We start from the raw sequence: 19,785 nt of genomic DNA on the forward strand, positions 1-19,785 counted from the left end.
CCTTGAAGTCAACTGAACACTCAGATCAGGCGGAGTTTCAGGAAAGTGAGTACTTCAAGGAGAAATCCAGGGAACGGTATAAAATAGAGGCGAAGAATAGCGAGTTAAAACACAGACACGGGTATGATGTAGCCACATCCTCGGGTCTAATTGGCATGGAATTACAAGGCGCCATGGCCATATTTACGGTCAATCTAAAAAGAATACTTAAGCTGTTGGGGTAAATATAAAGTAAAAAGAGAACTGAAAACAAGAAAAAAAGCCGGGCTTATTCCAAAAATACGGAATAAGCCGGCTTTTTTCATTCAGGTCTCCCCAGGAAAACCAAAAAATCGGCAGATTTTCAGTGGCCTCGTACCAGGTACCTGTCGTTTTTTCTTTATGCTTCAGCTTCTATTTTATTGTCCATATCGCTATAGATATTTCCGTCGATTTCACCGGTGATTCGGCTGGTCAGGATTCCGGATGTCATCGATCCGCTTACGTTTACGGCTGTACGGCCCATGTCGATTAGCGGTTCAATCGAGATAAGCAAGCCGGCCAGTGCAATTGGAAGATCTAATGCAGACAATACAAGAATCGCTGCGAATGTTGCACCGCCGCCGACACCTGCCACACCAAAGGAGCTGATGGCTACAATAAGAATGACAGTTAAAACAAATCCTGGCGACAGTGGATTAATTCCTACTGTCGGTGCAATCATAACTGCCAGCATTGCCGGATAAATCCCAGCACATCCGTTTTGTCCGATGGAAAGCCCGAATGAGCCTGCAAAATTGGCAATCCCTTCAGGAACGCCCAATGATTTTTGGGTTTTAATATTTAAAGGCAATGCGCCTGCGCTTGTTCTTGAAGTAAAGGCGAAGGTTAATACCGGAAACGCCTTTTTCATATAAGTTATAGGATTCAAGCCGCTCATTGTCAGAAGCAGCAAGTGAATCAGGAACATGATTCCAAGCGCAACATAAGAGGCGACAACAAATTTACCCAAATTCAAAATAGAATCAAAGTCACTCATTGCGACCGTTTTGGTCATAATCGCCAGAACACCATAAGGAGTTAAACGCAAAATTAATGTAACTACGCGCATGATGATAGCATAGAAGGCATCCACGATCTTTGCGAAAAGCTCTGCTTGCTCAGGTACTTTCCTTCTGGCACCTACATAAGCAATTCCCAGAAATGCTGCGAATATTACTACTGAAATAGTGGATGTTGGACGTGCTCCCGTAAAATCAAGGAATGGGTTGGCCGGGAGCAAATCAAGCATTTGCTGCGGGAAGGTTCTTCCTTCTATGCCCTGATATGTTTCTTCAAGCTGTTCTCCGCGGGCTATTTCGGCATCGCCCCCACTGATTTGAACTGCCTCTAAATCGAAGCCGACAGCCGTGGCAATTCCGACCGCAGCAGCTACTGCTGTTGTACCTACAAGCAGTCCGAGGATAAGGACGCTGATTTTCCCGATATTATTAGTTAATTTGAGCTTCGTAAAAGCAGCCAGAATTGAAATGAACACAAGCGGCATAACAATCATCTGCAGGAATTTAACATAACCTCCGCCGACTAAATTAAACCAGTCTGCCGATTTGGCAATGATTTCTGATCCAGCACCATAGATAAACTGAAGGACAAAACCAAACAAAATTCCTAATCCCAATGCAGTAAACACCCGCTTTGAAAAAGAAATATGCTTTTTTTGCATATAATACAAGCCGGATATAAGCAATAGCATAATAGCAATATTTAAAACCAAAAGACCTGTAGTCATTGGATATGATCCTCCTAAAAAAATTTATATTTTAATAATGACTAACTATAATACACGTATTCCTATGAGTCAAGTCGGGATTATTTTTTTTCCCTCTTTTCCTGTTTTGTTTTTAAATATATTCTGTTGAGTTAAAGATGGTTCTTGGATTTTTACTTTTCAATATAAATTCATAAAATTATAAATTAAAAGAAAAGCTGATAATGGTGACATCTTTGTCTGCTGTTTTTTCCTTGGGTTCTCTTCTTATCCTTGCATATCACCACGGACGAAAAGGAAAAGAATCTGATCCTCAAATAGCTGATACAGGATCAGGCATGACCCCCGACCAACTGAAGAAGCTGCGTGAGCTATATTTTTCAACCAAAGAAGGAACAGGGACAGGTCTCGGAATGATGGTGGTATCCAGAATTTTTGAAAGCATGGACGGTACAATTAGAGCTGAAAGCAAAGTGAATAAAGGCACCTAATTCACTATTCGCCTTCCGCTTATCCAATAAAAAAGAACCGGCATGGAAAGTTATGCCAGGTTCTTTAGTCTTTCATTTCAGATTTTACGAAACTTCATTAAATGCCGGGGGATACTTGACCTTCCCCTCTATCCCATCTAGCGCCCCTTCTGTTAACTCAAGAACCATAAAGACATTTTCAGGGACAGGCAAGGGCGGCTTTATGCCAAACTTTACAGACGGTTCAAACCCGAATCTGGGATAAAACTCAGGATGGCCTAATACAACGATATGTTCACATCCCAATTCTTTGCACCTTTCTAAACCAGCCATAACTAAAGCTGAACCAATACCCTGGTTTTGAAGATCTGGCGTCACTGCCATCGGAGCGAGGCCAATTGTATTTACGATGGCTCCCCTTGAAGTCTCAATCATCACTTCACTAAATAATATATGGCCTGCCACTTTCCCATTTTTCTCCGCAACTAATGATAGTGCCGGGATAAAATGAGGGGAGTTTCGAATCAGACTTACAAGCTTCCCTTCGTTTTCCTGGCCAAATGCCAAATTGTTTATTTCCGAAATTTTTTCAAAATCACTTGGGTTTTCGGGACGTATATCTATCATTATAATCCTCTTTCTATTTATTATTGTCCGAGAGAGCCTTTGTTTTATCATAACATTCTTCCATTGCAGACAAGACAGCAGCACGGAATCCCTTCTTCTCCAGCTCCGCTACTGCTTCAATCGTTGCCCCTCCTGGAGTACAGACCTGGTCCTTTAATTCTGCCGGGTGTTTCCCCGTTTCCAAAACCATTTTAGCAGCCCCTAAAACAGCCTGTGCTGCCATCTGATAGGATTGTTTTCTAGGCAGTCCAGCCTTGACACCGCCATCTGCCAAAGCTTCAATAAACATATAAACATAGGCCGGCGAAGAGCCGCTGATGGCTGGAATTGCATCCAACATTTTCTCTTCCATCACTTCTGCTCTCCCTATGCTTGAGAAAATTTGAATAACCTCTTCAAGATCCTCTGCGGATACTAATGTATTCGCTGCAATTACGCTCATTCCTCCTCCAACCAACGATGGAGTATTTACCATGGAGCGGATTGCCTTTATCTTTTGTCCAAATGCTTTTTCCAAATAGTCCAAGCTGATGCCTGCTGCAATTGTTATAATGATCGCACCCGGCTTAATATAGTCTTTGATTTCATCAATAACAGCACTATGAAGATCAGGCTTTACAGCCAGAAATAAGATATCCGTCTCCACTGCTGCCTGTTTATTCGAGAAGCAAATCTCAATGCCAAGTCTATTTTTAACATCCGCGAGCGTCTCCTTTGTTTTGGCAGTGGCGATTATGTGCCCTGGTGTGACAGCTTTGGATTTTAAAATTCCGCCAATGATTGCCTGCGCCATTTTACCGCAGCCGATAAATCCAATTTTTTTATTCATGTAATTACACATCCTGATATGTATTTGCTTTTGCTATTATACTTCAGCCACTTTTACTAAACAAAAATCTTCACTTGCCAATGGTATGGTTATGAAAAAATGGCACAGGGTAATAGCATAAGAAAAAAGGATTCAGCTTTAAAGCATTAAGCTGCAATCTATCAAAAAAATAGATTCGCTGCAAAGATATCCCTTTGCCTGCAAAGTCTTTTTCCCAGTCTGATTATTCATGAGAAAAAACTCATTTGGAGAGATTTTTATGTCAAATAAACATCTTAAAAATACTAACCCATATAATCCCCTTCCGGAAGATTTCTTTCAGCAGCCCACACTCAAATTGGCTGAGGCTCTATTAGGCTGCCTTTTGATAAATGAAACAGAAGAAGGCATTGCCTCAGGCTATATTGTTGAAACAGAGGCGTATATGGGACCGGAAGACCGGGCGGCACATAGCTTTGGAAACAGAAGAACAAAAAGGACTGAAATAATGTTCAGCGAGGCTGGAGTTGCCTATACATATGTTATGCATACACACTGTTTGGTGAATGTCGTCAGCGGCCCCACGGATAAGCCTGAAGCCATTCTAATAAGGGCAGTCGAGCCGGTTGATGGTATTGAACTAATGAAGAAAAGGAGAAACATAGAAATCCCCAAGAATCTCACAAATGGACCGGGGAAATTGACGAAAGCTTTAGGAATTACCATGGGTGACTATGGCCGCCATTTTACCGAACCTCCTCTTCTGCTCGTTAAAGGAATCACTCCACAGGAAATCTCCCGCGGAAAACGGATTGGGATCGATAACTCCGGTGAAGCAAAGGATTATCCGTGGAGGTTTTGGATTACCGACAATCCTTTTGTATCACGGCATAGAAAGAAGGATTAATTGTCCAATCGCTGAAGAACTTTTTCCAAACAACATCATTTTTTATAAAACTTTCTGTGTAAAAAAGCAGCTCTAAACAAACAATGTCTGATAAAGAAAGTTTTATGGGGTGCTGTAATGGAAGCTTTTATTGATTTGCTGAAGGTATTTGGAAGGATCTATACAATTTTGCCGTTATTATTAGCTGTTACCTTAATTATGGGGAAAAGATCCATAGGAGAACTGCCGGTCTTTGATTTTTTAGTCATTCTGACCCTTGGCTCCGTAGTGGGCGCCGATATAGCAGAACCAAAGGTTAATCACCTCTTCACCATGTTCGCAGTGATTGGCATCGCCTCCTTGCAAATGCTCGTTTCCTATTTAAAAATTAAAAATAGAAAGTTTGGAAAACTGGTCACATTTGAGCCAACCATCGTCATTTACAAAGGACAGTTTCTGGTCAAAAATATGAGAACCATTAAATATTCGATTGATAATGTGCTGCAAATGCTGCGTGAGAAAAATGTGTTTAATTTAAAAGATGTTGAAATGGCTATGATTGAAGCAAGTGGAGAGCTTTCTGTAAAATTAATACCACAAAAAGAAACGGCTCGGGTAGAGCATTTTACATCCCCTATTAGGGACAGCAGCTGGGAACTCCCCATTATCGTCGATGGAATTGTTTATAGAAATGTCATGCGGCGGGAAAACATTAGTGAAGAGTGGCTTAAGCAGGAATTGTTAAAAATGCAGATTAAAAACCTTGAGGATGTATTTTATGCAGCTGTAAATAAGAAAAGAGAACTTCATATTTCATTAAAAGATGATAAAGATAAACCGGAGGAGCCGCTCCTTTTCCATTAGGGAAAGTGCGGCTTCCCAGGTCTATGCTTGTCTCTCCTGCTGTTTTTTAGTCAGCCATGATTGCAGGCGAGGTGCTAATTGGAACAGCAGCATTCCAATTAAAGCGGCAATTAAGATATATGCACCCGCAAATACCTTAAGTCCTCCTGTTGCCAATCCGGCAATAATTACAGAGAATTCTCCCCTTGAGGCCAATGAAAAACCCGACTTGAGGGAATCCGTTTTAGATAATCCATACCATTGTCCGCCGAAATACCCAACAGCCAGCTTATGGATGATCGACCATAAAACGATAATACCCAGGAGCCCAAGGGATGGTACATCCTCTTTAAATTCCAGTGAAAGACCAAAGTTAAGGAAGAAGAAGGGGAGAAAGAGATTTCTGACTGGAAAAACAACTTCTTCAACTTTATCCTTTACGACAGTTCCGGCAAGCATGATTCCAGCAAGAAAAGCGCCAATAACCTCTGAAAGCCCAAGGAATACCGCAAATCCGCCATAGGTAATCGCCACTCCCAAAACCAAAATTAAAAACGAATCTTCATTGGCAACCTTTTTCATCCAATGCTGGGCTTTATGAAGAACAATTCTGCTCATCCATATAGCGATGCCCGCTAAGAGGGCAACTTTTAGAAAAATTAATAGAAAATCTACAAATGAGAAGCTTTCCCCGCTTAAGCCAATTAACACCGTCACGAGGATGGGGGCGACAAGGTCTTCAAAAATTAATAGGGAAAGCATATATTTGGAATCTTTGTCTTCAAGGCGATTTTTGCTTTCCAGAAGCTTGACCGTAATAGAGGAACTTGTAGCATAAACAATTCCGCCGATAAATAACGATACAAATAAGTTTTGACCAGCGATATAAGCAATTGCCGTGGTCACTCCCACACCAAGCAGGACATCCAATAGGCCTGGCTTCAAAACTTTATTTCCGTTTTTTCTTAATTCACGAACGGAAAATTTCATTCCAAGCAGGAAGAATAGAAGGATTAGGCCAATTTCCCCGGCAACTTCAATTACCTTTGTATCCGGGAAATATCCGAAAAAGCCGATTCCGGCTCCTAAGATAATATAAATAACAATATCGGGGATTCTTAATATTTTTATCCCGATTAAAGCGGTTATAAATAGGACAAGAAAAATTAGCCCTATTGCAAGAGGCATATTCATATGCAGTATATCATCCTTTTTGTGAGTTATATTTTATGAACTATCCATACCCCTTTCCTCCTAGAATCATTCCTGTAAGTTAGGACTAATTTCGGAGTACAGGAAAATTACTGAAAAAAACAAACTAAATACCTATGCTGGACTTTTTTAATATCATTTTAATTGGTTAATATAGGAATAACAGGTTTATGGAGTGGCAAGGGGATGAATGGATTGAATGCGCTTTATGCTTTTGTATGGCTTTTTGCTTTGTGGAAATGGGGGGACTGGAGAAACTGGAAAAGTTATTATCCCACCCTGCTTTTCTTTATTTTGGGGGATTTTCTTTATTTATATTTGCTATCTGACCACTACCCGATGTGGAGATATAACCCTCAGGGAATTGATGAGCAAGTCAACCTGACTAACACTCATATCACTTTCTCCATCATGGCCGTAAAATACCCTGCCACCATTCTAATTTTTTTACACAGATTCCCCAAAAGCAGCATATTAAAAAGAACCCTGTACATTTCAGGCTGGGTTCTCCTTTATACAATTAATGAGATCATTGATATTAAATTAAACTTGATTAAATACTCTAATGGGTGGAGCTTAAAGTGGTCAGTCTTTTTTAACTCTGTCATGTTTATCATTCTTTTGATTCACCACAAACGGCCTGTGGCAGCCTGGACCCTTTCCATCCTATTCATCTTCTTCCTATGGAATCAGTTTGATGTGCCATCATCAGTCTTCCGTTAAAGAAAATTCGACAGGTACCTGGCACCCAAAGGAATTTGTCGATAAAAAACCAGGCTTTTTTACTGGACTTTTTTCATTTGAGCGTTTATTTTACTATAAAAAGGCAATATTCTTTGTATGAATAATTTTTAATAAAATGGAATGGGATGGTGTTACGATGGCAGATAAGAAGAACGTGAAAGTTCCTGATAAAGATGTAAATATTGGTGCGAATGTGTCATTAAACGGCCTGGTAACAGCTGTTTTTGATAATATGGTCCATGTCCAGATTGGCGCTAAGATCGTGACGGTTCATGTAAAGGATCTATACTCCGGACTAAATCAGTCTTTATTGAAAAATCAGCAGGCATAACATCCACCATCTCTATAAGCATAATGCAGGAGGGGCAGCCCATAAGCTGCTCCTCCTGTTTGGTTTTTAAGGATTTCATTTCTTAAACTGGCTGCACTTGTTCAGCCAGGACTTCCGCAAAGCCATGATCTCCAAGTATTTGATAAGCAATTAGAGTGGTATCGTCCAATGAATCCACAGCTTCCTCTGAAGCCTTTACAATTACCGCATCCGATGAAATTCTTCCAAGGATTTCAAAGTCTTCAGGTAATTTTGCGTGGTCTGCTTCTCCAAGCAATGCCCATACAGGCAATCCCCCCTCAATCCCTTCAGCTTCATCTTCTTCAAAAACAGCCGGGAAATCATTTGTACCAAGATGGATCAAGTCCTCTACAATCGCACTCGCTGTTGGAAACATTCCCGCTCCAGGCCCTTGGAGGCTTATATTCCCTACGATATCTGCATCAATCGAAACCGCGTTTTGTACTCCTTCAACCCTGTACAAAGGATGCGACTCCCCAACCAATACGGGTTTCACTGTACATCGGACTTCATTTTTTTCCTTCTCAAGAGAAGCCACATGCTTAAATCTTAAGCCCAGAGAAGAAGCGATATTGATTTGCTCAATAGAAATATCGGTAATACCTTTCCTTGTTGATTTCTCCCACTCCGGCGTCTTTCCGAAAACAAGTTCACTCAGGACGACCGCTTTATAAAACGCATCATATCCTTCGATATCGTTTTCAGGGTCTGCTTCTGCGTACCCTTTCTCCTGGGCGATTTTCAACGCGGTTTCAAATGAAAGCTTCTCTTCGCGCATACTAGTTAGAATAAAATTGGATGTGCCATTTAGGATGCCTTCAATCCTCTCAATTTTATTGGCATTAAGCAGCTGCTTGAGAGTCTGGATAATTGGAATCCCGCCTCCAACCGTTGCTTCAAAACCCAATGAGACGTTATGCTCTTTTGCCAGCGTTTTTAATTCACTTCCATGATGTGCAAACATCTCTTTATTTGCTGTTATCACATGGCAGCCTCTCGTAACAGCCTGGCGCAAATAGGTATAGCCTGGCTCCTTTCCAACGATCGCATCAATCACAACGTCAAGCTTTGGAAGCTCAATAATTTTTTGAAAATCATCAGTCAGAAGCACATCCTTATCAGGTAAATCATGCTTATCTACATTCTTAACGAGAATAGCAGAAACCTTTACTTGTTTTCCAAGTATGGCCTGAAGCCGTCCCTGATGTTTGTTTATTGTTTCATAAACACCTTTTCCTACTGTTCCAAACCCCAAAAGCCCAACTGATATCGCTGACATATTTGCATTCCTCCTGCTTTAATAATGTGTCTTTCCAAGCCTTTAACAACACAAAAAACCCCTTCTGTCCACAACAGACAAGAAGGGGTTTGAATTAAGGTACCATTCATTCCGCCTTCTCATCTTCGGAAAATAAATTTCCTCTGAATTTGGCACCGGGCATATATATGCTGGTTGCCGAGGCTTCATAGGGTCAGTCCCTCCGCCTCTCTTGATAAGAAGTTTTTCAGTATTTAAATTAATTAGATAAATCATAAACATTTAAATGAACCGCGTCAACCACTTTTTTTAAAATAGTTTTTATAAAACGCTTTCACTATTAATTATTCTCACTGGGGGTTTCGCATATGATTTCCAGGAAATGCTTCAGAATTCTTGCTGTCAGCCCCCATATGACTTTGTCCTCAAAATAGTAAAATACCTCTTTCATCTTTCTTGTTTGCCAATTATAATTTTCTCCTCCAACTATTAAGTCAAAAGGAAAATTCTCTTCAGGCTCCACTTTAAAATTAACATGGTAAGTTTCCGGCTTTACTTCCTTAAGAAAAGAAAGCGGTACAGTAAAGACTTCTTCTACCTCCGCAGGATTCGGCACAATTTGGCTGGGCGTTTTAATAATGCCTGCATAAGGATAAATGATTTGCCCAAAAGAAATCATGTAATCTAACGGGGAAATATCTGTGATGCTATCTTCGCTAATACCCAGTTCCTCCGAGGTCTCCCGGATAGCAGTATGCTCTTCATCCCTGTCGCCAGGATCAATCCTTCCCCCTGGAAAACATACCTCACCAGGCTGCCTCCTCATTTTAAGCGAACGCACTTCAAACAGAACATGAATTTCCTCATTTATTTCAACCAGCGGAAGCAAAATGGCAAATTTCGAAAATCGCTCACTCCCTAAAATAACAGGGGTCCGGTCTTTCAGCTGTTTAGCCAGCTTCTCAATCTCCACATTTCCACCTCCAGCAGCAAGTTCCAGATAATAGAGTGTATCTTTATCATACTGTATTTACATGGATTTATTAATTCATACGGCTCGTACCTGTTAAATATTCGGAAATCGCGTATATTTTACATACTTGGAAAAAACGCTTCATGCAGAAAACAATGTTGTACAAATCCCACTCTTAGCCGCCATTTCAAATTTTCATAGTGACATGTATGCTTCCCAATCTCTTAATAAAGTTTCCGAAGCCGTTCTTCCGGGAAAGTAAAAACAAAACAAGATTTTAGGAGTGAGAAGATATGAAGAAAAATATATTAATCGGCGGTTATGATACACAGCAGGAGCTCAAAGAAGCGATTGAAGGAGCGGAGTCCAATGGATACCAAAAAGAAAACCTGGTTATTGTCTCAAAAGATGGAGCAAATCTTGAAAGCTTTGCCGACAATTATGGTGTACACCTAAAAATAGTCGGATCCCAGGAACTGGGCAACCAGCGCTTCCTTGACTCAGTTAAAGCTCTATTTATGGGCGAAGACCCCGCAACTAGCTCGGGCATAGATCCTGATAAAAAAGACGGAACAAGATTTGATGAGCATGACCTGGATGAGTATGCCAGCATGGTTTTCGATGGTAAATATGTCTTAATCGTCGACCACTATGGCACATACCCCGCTGCCCAGAAGGAAAATCAGGGTCAGACAGAGGAGCAGACTGAAGCCTACCGGGAAAGTGCCTCAGCCCGAGAAGAGGTTCTCGAAGTAAAAGAAGAACAGCTGGACATCAAAAAACTGGCTGAAAAATCAGGTGAGGTGGAGGTTACCAAAAAAGTTGTCGAGGAACAGCAAAATGTTGACATTCCTGTCTCACATGAAGAAGCTTTTATTGAGAGGCGCAAACCGGTAAACCCGAATGCAGGCGCCCAAAAGCCTATTGACGAAGAAGAAACCCTCCGTGTGCCGCTGAGAGAAGAAGTTTTGCAAGTGGAAAAGAAACCAGTAGTAACTGAAGAGATTGTGATAGGAAAGAGAAAAGTCCAGGATACTAAGACGATCACCGAAAATGTAAAACATGAAGAAGTGGATATTAAAACACGTGCGGAACTGGACGCGGGTGAGCCTTTAAATAGGGACGAGCTGTAATAGTTTTTTCACCCTAAATGAAAAATGATCGGGATCTATAAGAATATATTTTCTAAAATGGGTATATTCATATCAATCAAAGGGATGGCGAATTGACGGAAATTAAATGGAATTCTCCACCAGCATAGCACGGGAAGGTATTTTCCTGGGCAGACTAGGAACCTTTTTCATGCCATATGGACGTATTTTTTATGACCCCAATTTTGGGGTCTTTTTTCTGCGAAAATAAAAAGAGAGGTTTCCCCCTCTTATTAAGCATACATCTTCTTTTCATCTTCTTGTTTAAAAAAGCTCTTCATGGCGTGGAATACGTCTGCTTTTTGCTTGAGAATATAATATCGGAAATCGTCGTTTTTGATGTTTTTATACGCGGACATTAGGGTCGAGTGTCGGTTGTACTGGTTGACTTCGCCGTATCCAAACATATTGGATACTTTCATTAGGTCTTCCACAAGCTTTACGCAACGGGCATTGTCAGAGGTCAGGTTATCACCGTCAGAGAAATGGAACGGGTAAATATTATATTTGCGCGGGTTGTATTTCATATCAATAAGTTCAAGCGCTTTACGGTATGCAGACGAGCAAATCGTTCCTCCGCTCTCACCCTTGGAGAAGAAATCCTCCTCTGAGACCACCTTCGCTTCTGTATGGTGGGCAATAAATTCAATTTCCACCGTTTCGTATTTAGTCCTCAGGAATCGGGTCATCCAGAAGAAAAAGCTTCTGGCCATATACTTTTCCCAGATCCCCATGCTGCCGCTCGTATCCATCATGGCCAGCACAACTGCTTTTGAATCCGGCTTTACAATTTCATTCCATGTTTTGAACTTCAAATCTTCCTTATAAATTGGGTGGAAGGCTGCCTTGCCGCTCATCGCATTACGTTTGAATGCAGACATCATCGTCCGTTTCTTATCAATATTGCCCATGAGCCCCGTTTTCCGGATATCATTAAATTCTATGTTTTCCACCAGGTTTTCATCCTGTTCTTTTTTCTTCAAATTAGGCAATTCCAGCTGTTTAAAAAGTGCTTCCTCAATTTCCATTAATGAAACTTCTGCTTCGAAATAATCCTCGCCTGCCTGGTCGCCTGCTCCCTGCCCTTTTCCGGGCCCTTTTTGGCTGCCGGAACCATCGCGTGCCACTACATCTCCAATTTGGCTATCTCCATCGCCTTGGCCGACATGTTTATTTTTATCATAGTTATAACGGATTTTGTATTCGTCCAATGAACGAATTGGTATTTTTACTACTTCCCGCCCATTCGACATCACAATGTTCTCTTCCGTTATTAAATCAGGCAAATTGTTGCGGATTGCTTCTTGAACTTTATCCTGATGACGCTGCTGGTCATCATGGCCTTTGCGATGGAGGGACCAATCTTCTTGGGATATTACAAACTGATGGTTATTGACATTCGTCATTTTAACCCCTCCTTTAAAAATTAAATTTTTTCACACATTCCAGCCTTCCAACATACAATATCGCGAGTGTCAAAAAAGATGCATCGTCCCTAAATCAGCAGTCTGCCTGCTTTCCATAGACTCATTTCCCTGCCATATCGGCAGCTTCCAAAACCCTTTTAGGCTCCTGCAAAAGAAATGTTTATTACTCTATCTTATGCAAGAAGACAAAATAATTTACAAATAATTTTGACAATAAGACATTAGTAGCCTCTTTTGGACAAGCCCTTTTTTAAAAATGGGTTGGCGTCCTAGGACTGTGCCAGTTTTTTATACATAAATAAACCTCCGCTATTTAGCGGAGGTCTTTATCTTCCTTCTTATTCTGTATAGGATCAGGGTATTTACTATATTCTTCCTTTAATTCTTTATTGGTACGCAGGTTTTCCATCTGATTGCCCAGATTCTTCATCTCTTCAACGTTCTCTGCCATTGAGCTGTTTCTCGGTGTATAATTCTTGTCCAATTCTTTCTTTTTCATGAATATCACCTCTAGTGGTTATATTCCCCGATCTGGCTTGTTTAAACTTTTCCCTTGCTTCGGTCATAAAAAAAGCCAAGCCAAAATATGATTTAACCAAAGGGGGGATTTAATGAGCGAATTCCTTTGCTGTGACCGGTGCGGTGAATTATCCATATATGATCGGACTGCTTATATTGAAAATAAGCCAGTTTGTCCGGAATGCCAGGAGAAACGTGACGATCTTATAAAAAAAGCTGAAGAAAAATGATTGAGAGGCGCTCCGCCTCTTTTTTATTTGGGATTATACTCCATTTTTTGGCGCTCTTTTTGCTTTTATATAAAGGCTGTTTTCGCAAACTTTGTTGCTAAGTGAGGAGAGGTTGATTTCCGCTCCAGGATGCTCAGCAAACCGCGGGGCGGGCGGTGAGCATCCTCGGTGCGCAGCACCTGTGGGATCTCACCTGTCCCGCTCCTCCCGCAGGACATTGAATAAGCTTCTTTGAATAACACCGCACGAAGAAAATGCGAATGCATTTTCGCGGGATTAGCACCTTACGCTCCAATCAACCAACCTTGTTTACCTCACAGAACCTATTCAAAAACAACAATCTTTTAGAAAAGAGCATATATAAATTAGGCCTTCATTTTCGCCGTTCTGGCATTCTTTAGACACTAAATGCGAGCTGTCTATTATACTTATTTGCAAAAACCATCCTTTATTTACAGATTTTCCAATATATTTTGCAAATTCCCCAAATGCTATCTGCATAAAAAAGCCTGGCAGCATTTTGCCAGGCTTTTTAAAATTTATCGATTCAGCAAGCTTCCAACATAGCGCAGCAATTCATTTGCTGAAGTTGAGTTATAACCATGCTCATCAATTAATCTTGCTACCACTTCATTGACCTTCTTCAGCTGCTGCTCATCCGGTGTTTTAGAGGATGTCGTAATCTTTACTACATCCTTCAGGTCAGCAAATAACTTCTTCTGGATGGCTTCACGAAGGCGATCATGTGAATTATAGTCAAACCGCTTTCCTTTTCTCGCATATGCGGAAATACGGATAAGGATCTCTTCTCTGAACGCTTTTTTCGCATTTTCCGAAATGCCGATTTGCTCCTCGATGGAACGCATCAGCTTTTCATCCGGGCTGATTTCCTCGCCTGTTAATGGATCGCGCAGCTTCGCCTTATTGCAGTATGCCTCGACATTATCAAGATAGTTTTCCATAAGTGTTTTCGCGGATTCTTCATAAGAGTAGACAAACGCTTTTTGGACTTCTTTTTTGGCAATATCATCATATTCTTTGCGGGCAAGTGAAATAAAGTTCAGGTATCTTTCCTTAAGTTCTGGAGTGATGGATGGATGCTGATCCAATCCCTCCTTCAGAGAACGCAATACATCAAGCGCATTAATGCTGGTAATATTTTTGCGGATGATCGTAGAAGAGATCCGGTTAATTACATAACGCGGATCAATACCGCTCATGCCTTCATCCGAATGCTCTTTTTTCAATTCATCTACGTCCGCTCTGTTATAGCCCTCTACGCTTTCTCCATCATACAAACGCATTTTCTTTACTAAATCAATATCGCCTTTTTTCGGATCCTTCAGACGGGTTAAGATCGTAAACATCGCTGCAACTCTCAAGGTATGCGGAGCGATATGCACATTAGCAACATCGCTTTCGCGAATCATTTTATCGTAAATCTTTTCTTCTTCTGAAACTTTTAGATTATAAGGAACCGGCATGACGATTATCCGGGAATGCAGCGCTTCGTTTTTCTTGTTTGAAATGAACGAACGGTACTCCGTTTCGTTCGTGTGAGCTACAATTAGCTCATCTGCTGAAATTAAGGCAAAACGCCCTGCTTTAAAATTGCCTTCCTGTGTGAGAGATAATAAATGCCATAAGAATTTCTCATCGCACTTCAGCATTTCCTGGAATTCCATCATACCGCGGTTTGCCTTGTTCAGTTCCCCATCGAAGCGATAGGCGCGAGGATCGGATTCTGATCCATATTCAGCAATGGTTGAAAAGTCGATGCTGCCAGTTAAATCGGCAATATCCTGAGATTTGGGATCTGAAGGGCTGAAAGTTCCAATTCCTACCCTGCGGTCCTCTGAGAAAATAATTCTCTCAATCATAACATCCTCTATACGGCCGCCATACTCCTGTTCGAGGCGCATACTATTCAATGGCGATAAGTTTCCTTCAATTCTGATTCCATATTCATCATAAAAGTCCTTGCGGAGATGATGCGGGATTAAATGAAGCGGATCTTCATGCATTGGGCAGCCCTTAATAGCATAGACCGCTCCCCTATCAGAATGAGAATATTGCTCCAAACCTCTTTTTAGCATTGTCACTAATGTTGATTTACCGCCGCTGACCGGCCCCATTAGTAAAAGGATCCTTTTTCGTACATCCAGGCGTTTGGCTGCCGGATGGAAATATTCCTCCACGAGCCTTTCAAGCGCTTCTTCAAGGCCAAAAAGCTGATTGCTGAAAAACTGATATCTTTTTTGCCCCTTCACTTCTTCCACACTGGCATCTTTAATCATGTTATATACCCGTGAATGTGCTGACTGGGCAACCCATGGCTTCTCTTTAACAATTTCTAAATACTCTCCAAAAGTCCCTTCCCATTTAAGCTTTTCCTCTTCATGTCGATACATCTCAATTTTTTTTAGAATATCCATAAGGACCTCCCCCTGTCGCATTATCAGAGACGATTAATATACTCTATGCGCTTGGGCAATTGAACATGCGTATCTGTTGAGAGTTTGATTTGTCCTTTTTATGGGGATGGTATATAGGAGTTCTAAAACCTTGGTTTAGAAAAAATTTTGCAGTACAGGCAAGCTGTAAAAAAAACTCTACACTTTTCATTCACAGTTATTCTAATTTGGGCTATAATAAATTTATATATTTATGCTTGCCTATTGACATATAAATAAAAGGAGGATTACATATAAATGGGTACAATTATTATTATCGGTGTAATGGTTACTTTCTTAGCTGCTATTTTCACTGCCGGATATGATGACAAGCCAGGCGTAAACAACAAATAAGCTGCTGATCTATCAGCAGCTTTTTTCTTTGGTTTAAATTTTATTTTAAATCCATTTTCTTCCCTTGGACAAAATCCTTCATATACATTCTTGTCTGTTTTTCCATCATGCCGCCAATTTGGCCGGTCCATGTGTCCTTCCGTCTGCCGTCCGTCCGCTCATCATAATACTCAGAAATAATTCTATTATACATCTCAAGTTCCTCACGGTAGGCTTCTTCATCCTGCTTGTATTCATTTTCATGATAAATATGCTGAAGAGGCAGCCTTGGCTTTTTATCATTCTTTTTGGCAGGATAACCTACAGCCAATCCAAACAACGGAATAACACGATCCGGTGTCTTCAAAAGCTCCGCAACACCTTCCAGATTATTTCTAATTCCACCAATATAGCAAATTCCCAACCCCATGGATTCAGCGGCAATAACAGCATTCTGCGCTGCCAATGCGGCATCTATCATTGCCACCATAAACTTTTCCGTGCTTTCTATTGAAGGAATCACATCTTTGTTTTCCATTTGGCCAATCACCTCATGGCGATGCAAATCTGCACAAAAAACAAAGAAATGCCCATTTTCAGCCACATAGCTTTGATTGCCGGCGAACTCTGCGAGTTTTGCTTTTTTCTCTTTATCCGTAACCCCAATTATCGAATAGGCCTGTACAAAGCTTGAAGTGGAAGCTGCCTGAGCAGACAGCACGATGGTTTCAATTTGTTCCCTGGTTAAAGGCTTGTCCTCAAAATGCCGTACTGAACGATGGTCCATAAGCAGGTTTGTTATTTCATTCATTGCATCTCATCCCTTTCCATATGTACCCTTTCATTTTACCCAGAAAAGAAAGTTTTCTCCAAAGGAAAAGGCCTGACGGAAATCAGGCCTCGAGCAAGCTTTACTTTAAATGTAAATAATCCTGCTGGCGCAGCGCTTCATAGACAAGAATGGCTGCTGTGTTTGATAAGTTCAGCGAACGGACGTTGTCGTTCATCGGGATTCTTAAAGCATGATCTATGTTGCTTTCAATAACATCCTTTGGAAGGCCAGTCGTTTCCTTGCCAAAAATAAAATAGTAATCTTTGTCCACATTGCTGTAATCGAATGTGGAATGCGGCTTGGTGCCGTACTTCGTTAAATAGAAGTATTCACCGCCTTCACTGTTTTTAAAGAAGTCATCAAGTGAATCATGATAAATAATATTTACATATTGCCAATAATCCAATCCGGCACGCTTCAGCATTTTATCATCAGTGGAAAAGCCAAGCGGACGGATCAAATGCAATGTTGTATCGGTTGCCGCACAAGTGCGGGCAATATTTCCTGTGTTAGCCGGAATTTCTGGCTGGTATAAAACTACATGCAATGCCACGTTTTTCACCTCTAAATTATACTCTCATGCTATTATATCACTTTGACTTCCTCTTACAAATTACCTGTCATCGGTGATTGTGAAAAATTTATACTTTATGTTGGGTGTGTATGCCGTTGAGTCTTCATAAGCCCAATATCGCATCCTGCTGTTATAAGTATGGGCATTGACTAGCGGCATTCCTACAGCATCTTTTCCGGTGACAATGGTGGTATGGTCAAACCGCCCATCTCCCTGAAAATCATAGCAAATGACATCTCCCAGTAAGAGCTGATCCGGACTGGAGACCTCCTTTGCCCTTAACCCTGCACTCGAACCCGGTAGATACAATCTCATCGAATTGGCGACCGACCAGCTGAAGCTCCAGTTTTCGCTTCTCATCCACCACCCTTTTCCGCGGTTTGGATAACCCCTCATAGGGCCGCCCCCTACATGAAGGCACTGGGAAATATAATTGGTACAATCCACCTCGAATTTTTTATAAGCCGGATTATAGCTGTTCCACCATTTTTCTGCATACTGCACGGCTTTCATCCGGTCATATTTATATTCCAATCTCTCTTCTTCCCCTTCATTATCGCGGGTTAACTGGTCTTGTTCCACTCGGATATCTTTATAAGGATTTTTCTCCTGATCCTCGACTAAAACTCCTTTATAAAATTCAGCTATGCGCTCTTCAACTTCCTCTTCCATATAGAGCATGCCCTTATGCTTAATTAAGTATTTGATGTGGACATTGTATTCAACTTGCTTAACATCATCTTTTTCCGCACCAACTCTGGTAACTTTCCCAGTGGCCTGGGCTTTGACAATTTCCCCTGAACGGCTGGACAAAGATTCCTTCTTTTTTTCAATTTTGGGGCAAGTATGAATCGAATTTCTCGAATGGGAAACGCACTGCTGCACTCTTTTAATTAAAAGCTCCTGAAGCTGGTCCCTCACGTATCTCACTCCTCTCATACTCAATACATATGAGGGCGGTGAATGGACCTTGCTTAAATTTTGCTCAAAAAGGCAGCAATTTTAAGGGATGGCAGGCATATTTTCAAATTAGGAGCTTATTTAATGAATCATAGAATGCTTTATCTCCAGTCGGGTCGTTTTTCTCTGTACAAAAAACTTTTCTCTGCGTATAGCCAAATTTCTCTGCGTATAGCTATTTCCAGATAAATCGCATAAAAAATAAGGAGGAAAATTCCCCCTCATTACTGTTCTATATAACTTAAGCCTTTTTTGATTTCTGCAAGAACCTCTTCATCTTTTTCGTGTTGTAAAGCAAATTCCAGGGCTGAAAGAGATTCTTCACCGCCGATTTTTCCCAGTGCCCAGGCTGCCGTTCCCCTGATTACTGGCCGCGGATCTGTTGTCATGACTTTAATCAGATCACCGATCGCTGTTTCATCTTTATAATGGGCCAAAGCAATAATAGCATTTCGCTGAATTGGCTTCTTCCCTCTCCAAGAGCCTGAAACAGGGCCGAACTTTTCCTTAAATTCACGGTTGCTAATGAAAAGCAGCGGCCTTAGAAGCGGTTTGGCAACTTCCGGATCCGGCTCCATCTCTTCATGAGAATGAAAGTCCTTGCCTTTATTTTCAGGGCAGACCGTTTGGCAGGTATCACAGCCATAAAGCCTGTTCCCCAGCTTTTCTCTATAAGGTTCTGCCAAGAAGCCTTTCGTCTGCGTTAAGAAAGCAATACACTTCTGTGCATCGAGCTGCCCGCCCTGGATTAAAGCTCCCGTCGGGCACACCTCAACACATTTATTGCAGCTGCCGCATCTGTCCTCCATTGGCTCGTCAGATTCAAACGGAAGGTTCGTAATCATTTCTCCCAGGTACACGTACGAACCAAATTCGGGTGTAATGATGGAACAGTTTTTTCCGCTCCAGCCAATGCCAGCCCGCTGTGCAACTGCCCTATCCACAAGCTCGCCTGTATCCACCATTGATTTGCAGATCGCTTCAGGTACCCTCGCGTGAATAAATTCTTCAAGCTTTTGAAGACGGTCTCTCAATACATGGTGATAGTCTTTACCCCACGAAGCACGGCAAAAGATCCCTCTTCTCTCACCCTTTTTACTGACAACCCTTACCTTCATTTTTGAAGGATATGCAAGTGCAATCGAGATAATCGATCTCGGTTTGTCCACTAAAAGACCGGGATTTACCCTTTTTTCAATATCAGGCTCTTCAAAACCTGACTGATACTGAAGCTCCTGCTGCCTGATCAGCCTATTCTTCATCTCATCAAAAGTGCTCGCCGTTGTAAATCCGATTTTATCAATCCCGATTGTTTTGCTGTACTCAATTACTTCTTGCTTGAACTGTGCAAAGTCGATATTGAAAACCTCCCTTCTATGAAAATTT

At 41.3% G+C, this 19,785-nt stretch carries 20 protein-coding genes, 1 pseudogene and 1 riboswitch; of the genes and pseudogenes, 8 read left to right on the plus strand and 13 right to left on the minus strand.

Annotated elements, in window-relative coordinates:
- A partial coding sequence (locus IQ19_RS26155) for a transposase (protein WP_199749560.1) occupies window positions 1–224 on the plus strand: 224 nt, incomplete at its 5' end.
- A 155-nt stretch (window positions 225–379) separates the two neighbouring features.
- Here the strand turns inward: IQ19_RS26155 and IQ19_RS26160 are convergent.
- Entirely contained in the window at window positions 380–1,768 is a 1,389-nt protein-coding gene (locus tag IQ19_RS26160; RefSeq protein ID WP_144546506.1) for an L-cystine transporter, read from the minus strand.
- A 293-nt stretch (window positions 1,769–2,061) separates the two neighbouring features.
- Here IQ19_RS26160 and IQ19_RS26165 point away from each other — a divergent pair.
- Window positions 2,062–2,238: pseudogene (locus tag IQ19_RS26165) on the plus strand (ATP-binding protein); the annotation flags it as partial.
- Between the two features lie 84 nt (window positions 2,239–2,322).
- Here the strand turns inward: IQ19_RS26165 and IQ19_RS26170 are convergent.
- Both IQ19_RS26170 and proC read right to left on the minus strand, forming a co-directional pair.
- Window positions 2,323–2,844, minus strand: coding sequence for a GNAT family N-acetyltransferase (locus tag IQ19_RS26170; protein WP_144546510.1), 522 nt, complete (start codon window positions 2,842–2,844; stop codon window positions 2,323–2,325).
- Window positions 2,845–2,857: 13 nt separating this feature from the next.
- Window positions 2,858–3,673, minus strand: a complete 816-nt coding sequence (gene proC, locus IQ19_RS26175) for a pyrroline-5-carboxylate reductase (RefSeq protein ID WP_144546512.1) — start codon at window positions 3,671–3,673, stop codon at window positions 2,858–2,860.
- 259 nt (window positions 3,674–3,932) lie between these two features.
- Between proC and IQ19_RS26180 the strand changes: the two genes are divergently transcribed.
- Together IQ19_RS26180 and IQ19_RS26185 are read left to right on the plus strand one after the other, a co-directional pair.
- On the plus strand, window positions 3,933–4,559 hold the full coding sequence (locus IQ19_RS26180) for a DNA-3-methyladenine glycosylase (RefSeq protein WP_144546514.1): 627 nt from the start codon (window positions 3,933–3,935) through the stop codon (window positions 4,557–4,559).
- Between the two features lie 117 nt (window positions 4,560–4,676).
- On the plus strand, window positions 4,677–5,402 hold the full coding sequence (locus tag IQ19_RS26185) for a DUF421 domain-containing protein (protein WP_144546516.1): 726 nt from the start codon (window positions 4,677–4,679) through the stop codon (window positions 5,400–5,402).
- Between the two features lie 21 nt (window positions 5,403–5,423).
- Here IQ19_RS26185 and IQ19_RS26190 read toward each other — a convergent pair whose 3' ends face one another.
- Complete coding sequence (locus IQ19_RS26190; protein ID WP_144546518.1) at window positions 5,424–6,575, minus strand: cation:proton antiporter; 1,152 nt, start codon at window positions 6,573–6,575, stop codon at window positions 5,424–5,426.
- A gap of 204 nt (window positions 6,576–6,779) precedes the next feature.
- Here IQ19_RS26190 and IQ19_RS26195 point away from each other — a divergent pair, with 204 nt between their 5' ends.
- Window positions 6,780–7,316 (plus strand): CBO0543 family protein, encoded by a 537-nt coding sequence (locus IQ19_RS26195; RefSeq protein ID WP_144546520.1) that lies wholly within the window; start codon window positions 6,780–6,782, stop codon window positions 7,314–7,316.
- 157 nt (window positions 7,317–7,473) lie between these two features.
- Window positions 7,474–7,668 carry a hypothetical protein gene (locus IQ19_RS26200; RefSeq protein ID WP_144546522.1) on the plus strand — a complete coding sequence of 65 codons (195 nt, stop codon included), beginning with the start codon at window positions 7,474–7,476 and terminating at the stop codon, window positions 7,666–7,668.
- A gap of 82 nt (window positions 7,669–7,750) precedes the next feature.
- On the opposite strand, the gene IQ19_RS26205 is transcribed toward IQ19_RS26200, so the two are convergent.
- Window positions 7,751–8,968: a homoserine dehydrogenase gene (locus tag IQ19_RS26205; RefSeq protein ID WP_144546524.1), complete on the minus strand. Its 1,218-nt coding sequence runs from the start codon at window positions 8,966–8,968 to the stop codon at window positions 7,751–7,753.
- A gap of 116 nt (window positions 8,969–9,084) precedes the next feature.
- Window positions 9,085–9,189: riboswitch (SAM riboswitch) on the minus strand.
- A gap of 98 nt (window positions 9,190–9,287) precedes the next feature.
- The gene (locus tag IQ19_RS26210; protein WP_144546526.1) at window positions 9,288–9,920 is read right to left on the minus strand and encodes an NUDIX hydrolase; all 633 of its coding nucleotides are present in this window, start codon (window positions 9,918–9,920) and stop codon (window positions 9,288–9,290) included.
- Window positions 9,921–10,213: 293 nt separating this feature from the next.
- Here IQ19_RS26210 and IQ19_RS26215 point away from each other — a divergent pair, with 293 nt between their 5' ends.
- Window positions 10,214–11,053: a YsnF/AvaK domain-containing protein gene (locus IQ19_RS26215; protein ID WP_144546528.1), complete on the plus strand. Its 840-nt coding sequence runs from the start codon at window positions 10,214–10,216 to the stop codon at window positions 11,051–11,053.
- Window positions 11,054–11,304: 251 nt separating this feature from the next.
- Here IQ19_RS26215 and yhbH read toward each other — a convergent pair whose 3' ends face one another.
- The gene (gene yhbH, locus IQ19_RS26220) at window positions 11,305–12,477 is read right to left on the minus strand and encodes a sporulation protein YhbH (RefSeq protein ID WP_144546530.1); all 1,173 of its coding nucleotides are present in this window, start codon (window positions 12,475–12,477) and stop codon (window positions 11,305–11,307) included.
- A 334-nt stretch (window positions 12,478–12,811) separates the two neighbouring features.
- Window positions 12,812–12,997 carry a hypothetical protein gene (locus tag IQ19_RS26225; RefSeq protein WP_144546533.1) on the minus strand — a complete coding sequence of 62 codons (186 nt, stop codon included), beginning with the start codon at window positions 12,995–12,997 and terminating at the stop codon, window positions 12,812–12,814.
- Between the two features lie 112 nt (window positions 12,998–13,109).
- On the opposite strand from IQ19_RS26225, the gene IQ19_RS27900 reads away from it, so the two are divergent.
- Window positions 13,110–13,247, plus strand: a complete 138-nt coding sequence (locus tag IQ19_RS27900) for a hypothetical protein (RefSeq protein ID WP_158638914.1) — start codon at window positions 13,110–13,112, stop codon at window positions 13,245–13,247.
- 539 nt (window positions 13,248–13,786) lie between these two features.
- Here IQ19_RS27900 and IQ19_RS26230 read toward each other — a convergent pair.
- The 5 genes from IQ19_RS26230 to queG all read right to left on the minus strand — a co-directional run bounded on the left by IQ19_RS26230 (window position 13,787) and on the right by queG (window position 19,757).
- On the minus strand, window positions 13,787–15,682 hold the full coding sequence (locus IQ19_RS26230; RefSeq protein WP_144546535.1) for a PrkA family serine protein kinase: 1,896 nt from the start codon (window positions 15,680–15,682) through the stop codon (window positions 13,787–13,789).
- A 412-nt stretch (window positions 15,683–16,094) separates the two neighbouring features.
- Window positions 16,095–16,844: an oxygen-insensitive NADPH nitroreductase gene (gene nfsA, locus IQ19_RS26235; RefSeq protein ID WP_144546537.1), complete on the minus strand. Its 750-nt coding sequence runs from the start codon at window positions 16,842–16,844 to the stop codon at window positions 16,095–16,097.
- A gap of 100 nt (window positions 16,845–16,944) precedes the next feature.
- Window positions 16,945–17,418 (minus strand): tRNA (uridine(34)/cytosine(34)/5-carboxymethylaminomethyluridine(34)-2'-O)-methyltransferase TrmL, encoded by a 474-nt coding sequence (gene trmL, locus IQ19_RS26240; protein WP_144546539.1) that lies wholly within the window; start codon window positions 17,416–17,418, stop codon window positions 16,945–16,947.
- Between the two features lie 60 nt (window positions 17,419–17,478).
- Entirely contained in the window at window positions 17,479–18,360 is an 882-nt protein-coding gene (locus IQ19_RS26245) for an amidase domain-containing protein (RefSeq protein WP_144546541.1), read from the minus strand.
- A 263-nt stretch (window positions 18,361–18,623) separates the two neighbouring features.
- Window positions 18,624–19,757, minus strand: a complete 1,134-nt coding sequence (gene queG / locus IQ19_RS26250) for a tRNA epoxyqueuosine(34) reductase QueG (RefSeq protein ID WP_144546543.1) — start codon at window positions 19,755–19,757, stop codon at window positions 18,624–18,626.
- Window positions 19,758–19,785: the final 28 nt, after the last annotated feature.

The sequence above is a fragment of the Cytobacillus oceanisediminis genome, from assembly GCF_007830235.1.
Classification (GTDB): Bacteria; Bacillota; Bacilli; order Bacillales; family Cytobacillaceae; genus Cytobacillus; species Cytobacillus oceanisediminis.

Excerpts from the sequence above, each read along its gene's own strand:
- IQ19_RS26205 (WP_144546524.1), bottom strand. The coding sequence starts at position 8,968 with ATGTCAGCGATATCAGTTGGGCTTTTGGGGTTTGGAACAGTAGGAAAA.
- IQ19_RS26225 (WP_144546533.1), bottom strand. The coding sequence starts at position 12,997 with ATGAAAAAGAAAGAATTGGACAAGAATTATACACCGAGAAACAGCTCA.
- IQ19_RS26160 (WP_144546506.1), bottom strand. The coding sequence starts at position 1,768 with ATGACTACAGGTCTTTTGGTTTTAAATATTGCTATTATGCTATTGCTT.
- yhbH (WP_144546530.1), bottom strand. The coding sequence starts at position 12,477 with ATGACGAATGTCAATAACCATCAGTTTGTAATATCCCAAGAAGATTGG.
- IQ19_RS26195 (WP_144546520.1), top strand. The coding sequence starts at position 6,780 with ATGAATGGATTGAATGCGCTTTATGCTTTTGTATGGCTTTTTGCTTTG.
- nfsA (WP_144546537.1), bottom strand. The coding sequence starts at position 16,844 with ATGAATGAAATAACAAACCTGCTTATGGACCATCGTTCAGTACGGCAT.
- IQ19_RS26185 (WP_144546516.1), top strand. The coding sequence starts at position 4,677 with ATGGAAGCTTTTATTGATTTGCTGAAGGTATTTGGAAGGATCTATACA.
- IQ19_RS26215 (WP_144546528.1), top strand. The coding sequence starts at position 10,214 with ATGAAGAAAAATATATTAATCGGCGGTTATGATACACAGCAGGAGCTC.
- IQ19_RS26170 (WP_144546510.1), bottom strand. The coding sequence starts at position 2,844 with ATGATAGATATACGTCCCGAAAACCCAAGTGATTTTGAAAAAATTTCG.
- IQ19_RS26200 (WP_144546522.1), top strand. The coding sequence starts at position 7,474 with ATGGCAGATAAGAAGAACGTGAAAGTTCCTGATAAAGATGTAAATATT.
- IQ19_RS26230 (WP_144546535.1), bottom strand. The coding sequence starts at position 15,682 with ATGGATATTCTAAAAAAAATTGAGATGTATCGACATGAAGAGGAAAAG.
- IQ19_RS27900 (WP_158638914.1), top strand. The coding sequence starts at position 13,110 with ATGAGCGAATTCCTTTGCTGTGACCGGTGCGGTGAATTATCCATATAT.
- IQ19_RS26180 (WP_144546514.1), top strand. The coding sequence starts at position 3,933 with ATGTCAAATAAACATCTTAAAAATACTAACCCATATAATCCCCTTCCG.
- proC (WP_144546512.1), bottom strand. The coding sequence starts at position 3,673 with ATGAATAAAAAAATTGGATTTATCGGCTGCGGTAAAATGGCGCAGGCA.
- IQ19_RS26190 (WP_144546518.1), bottom strand. The coding sequence starts at position 6,575 with ATGAATATGCCTCTTGCAATAGGGCTAATTTTTCTTGTCCTATTTATA.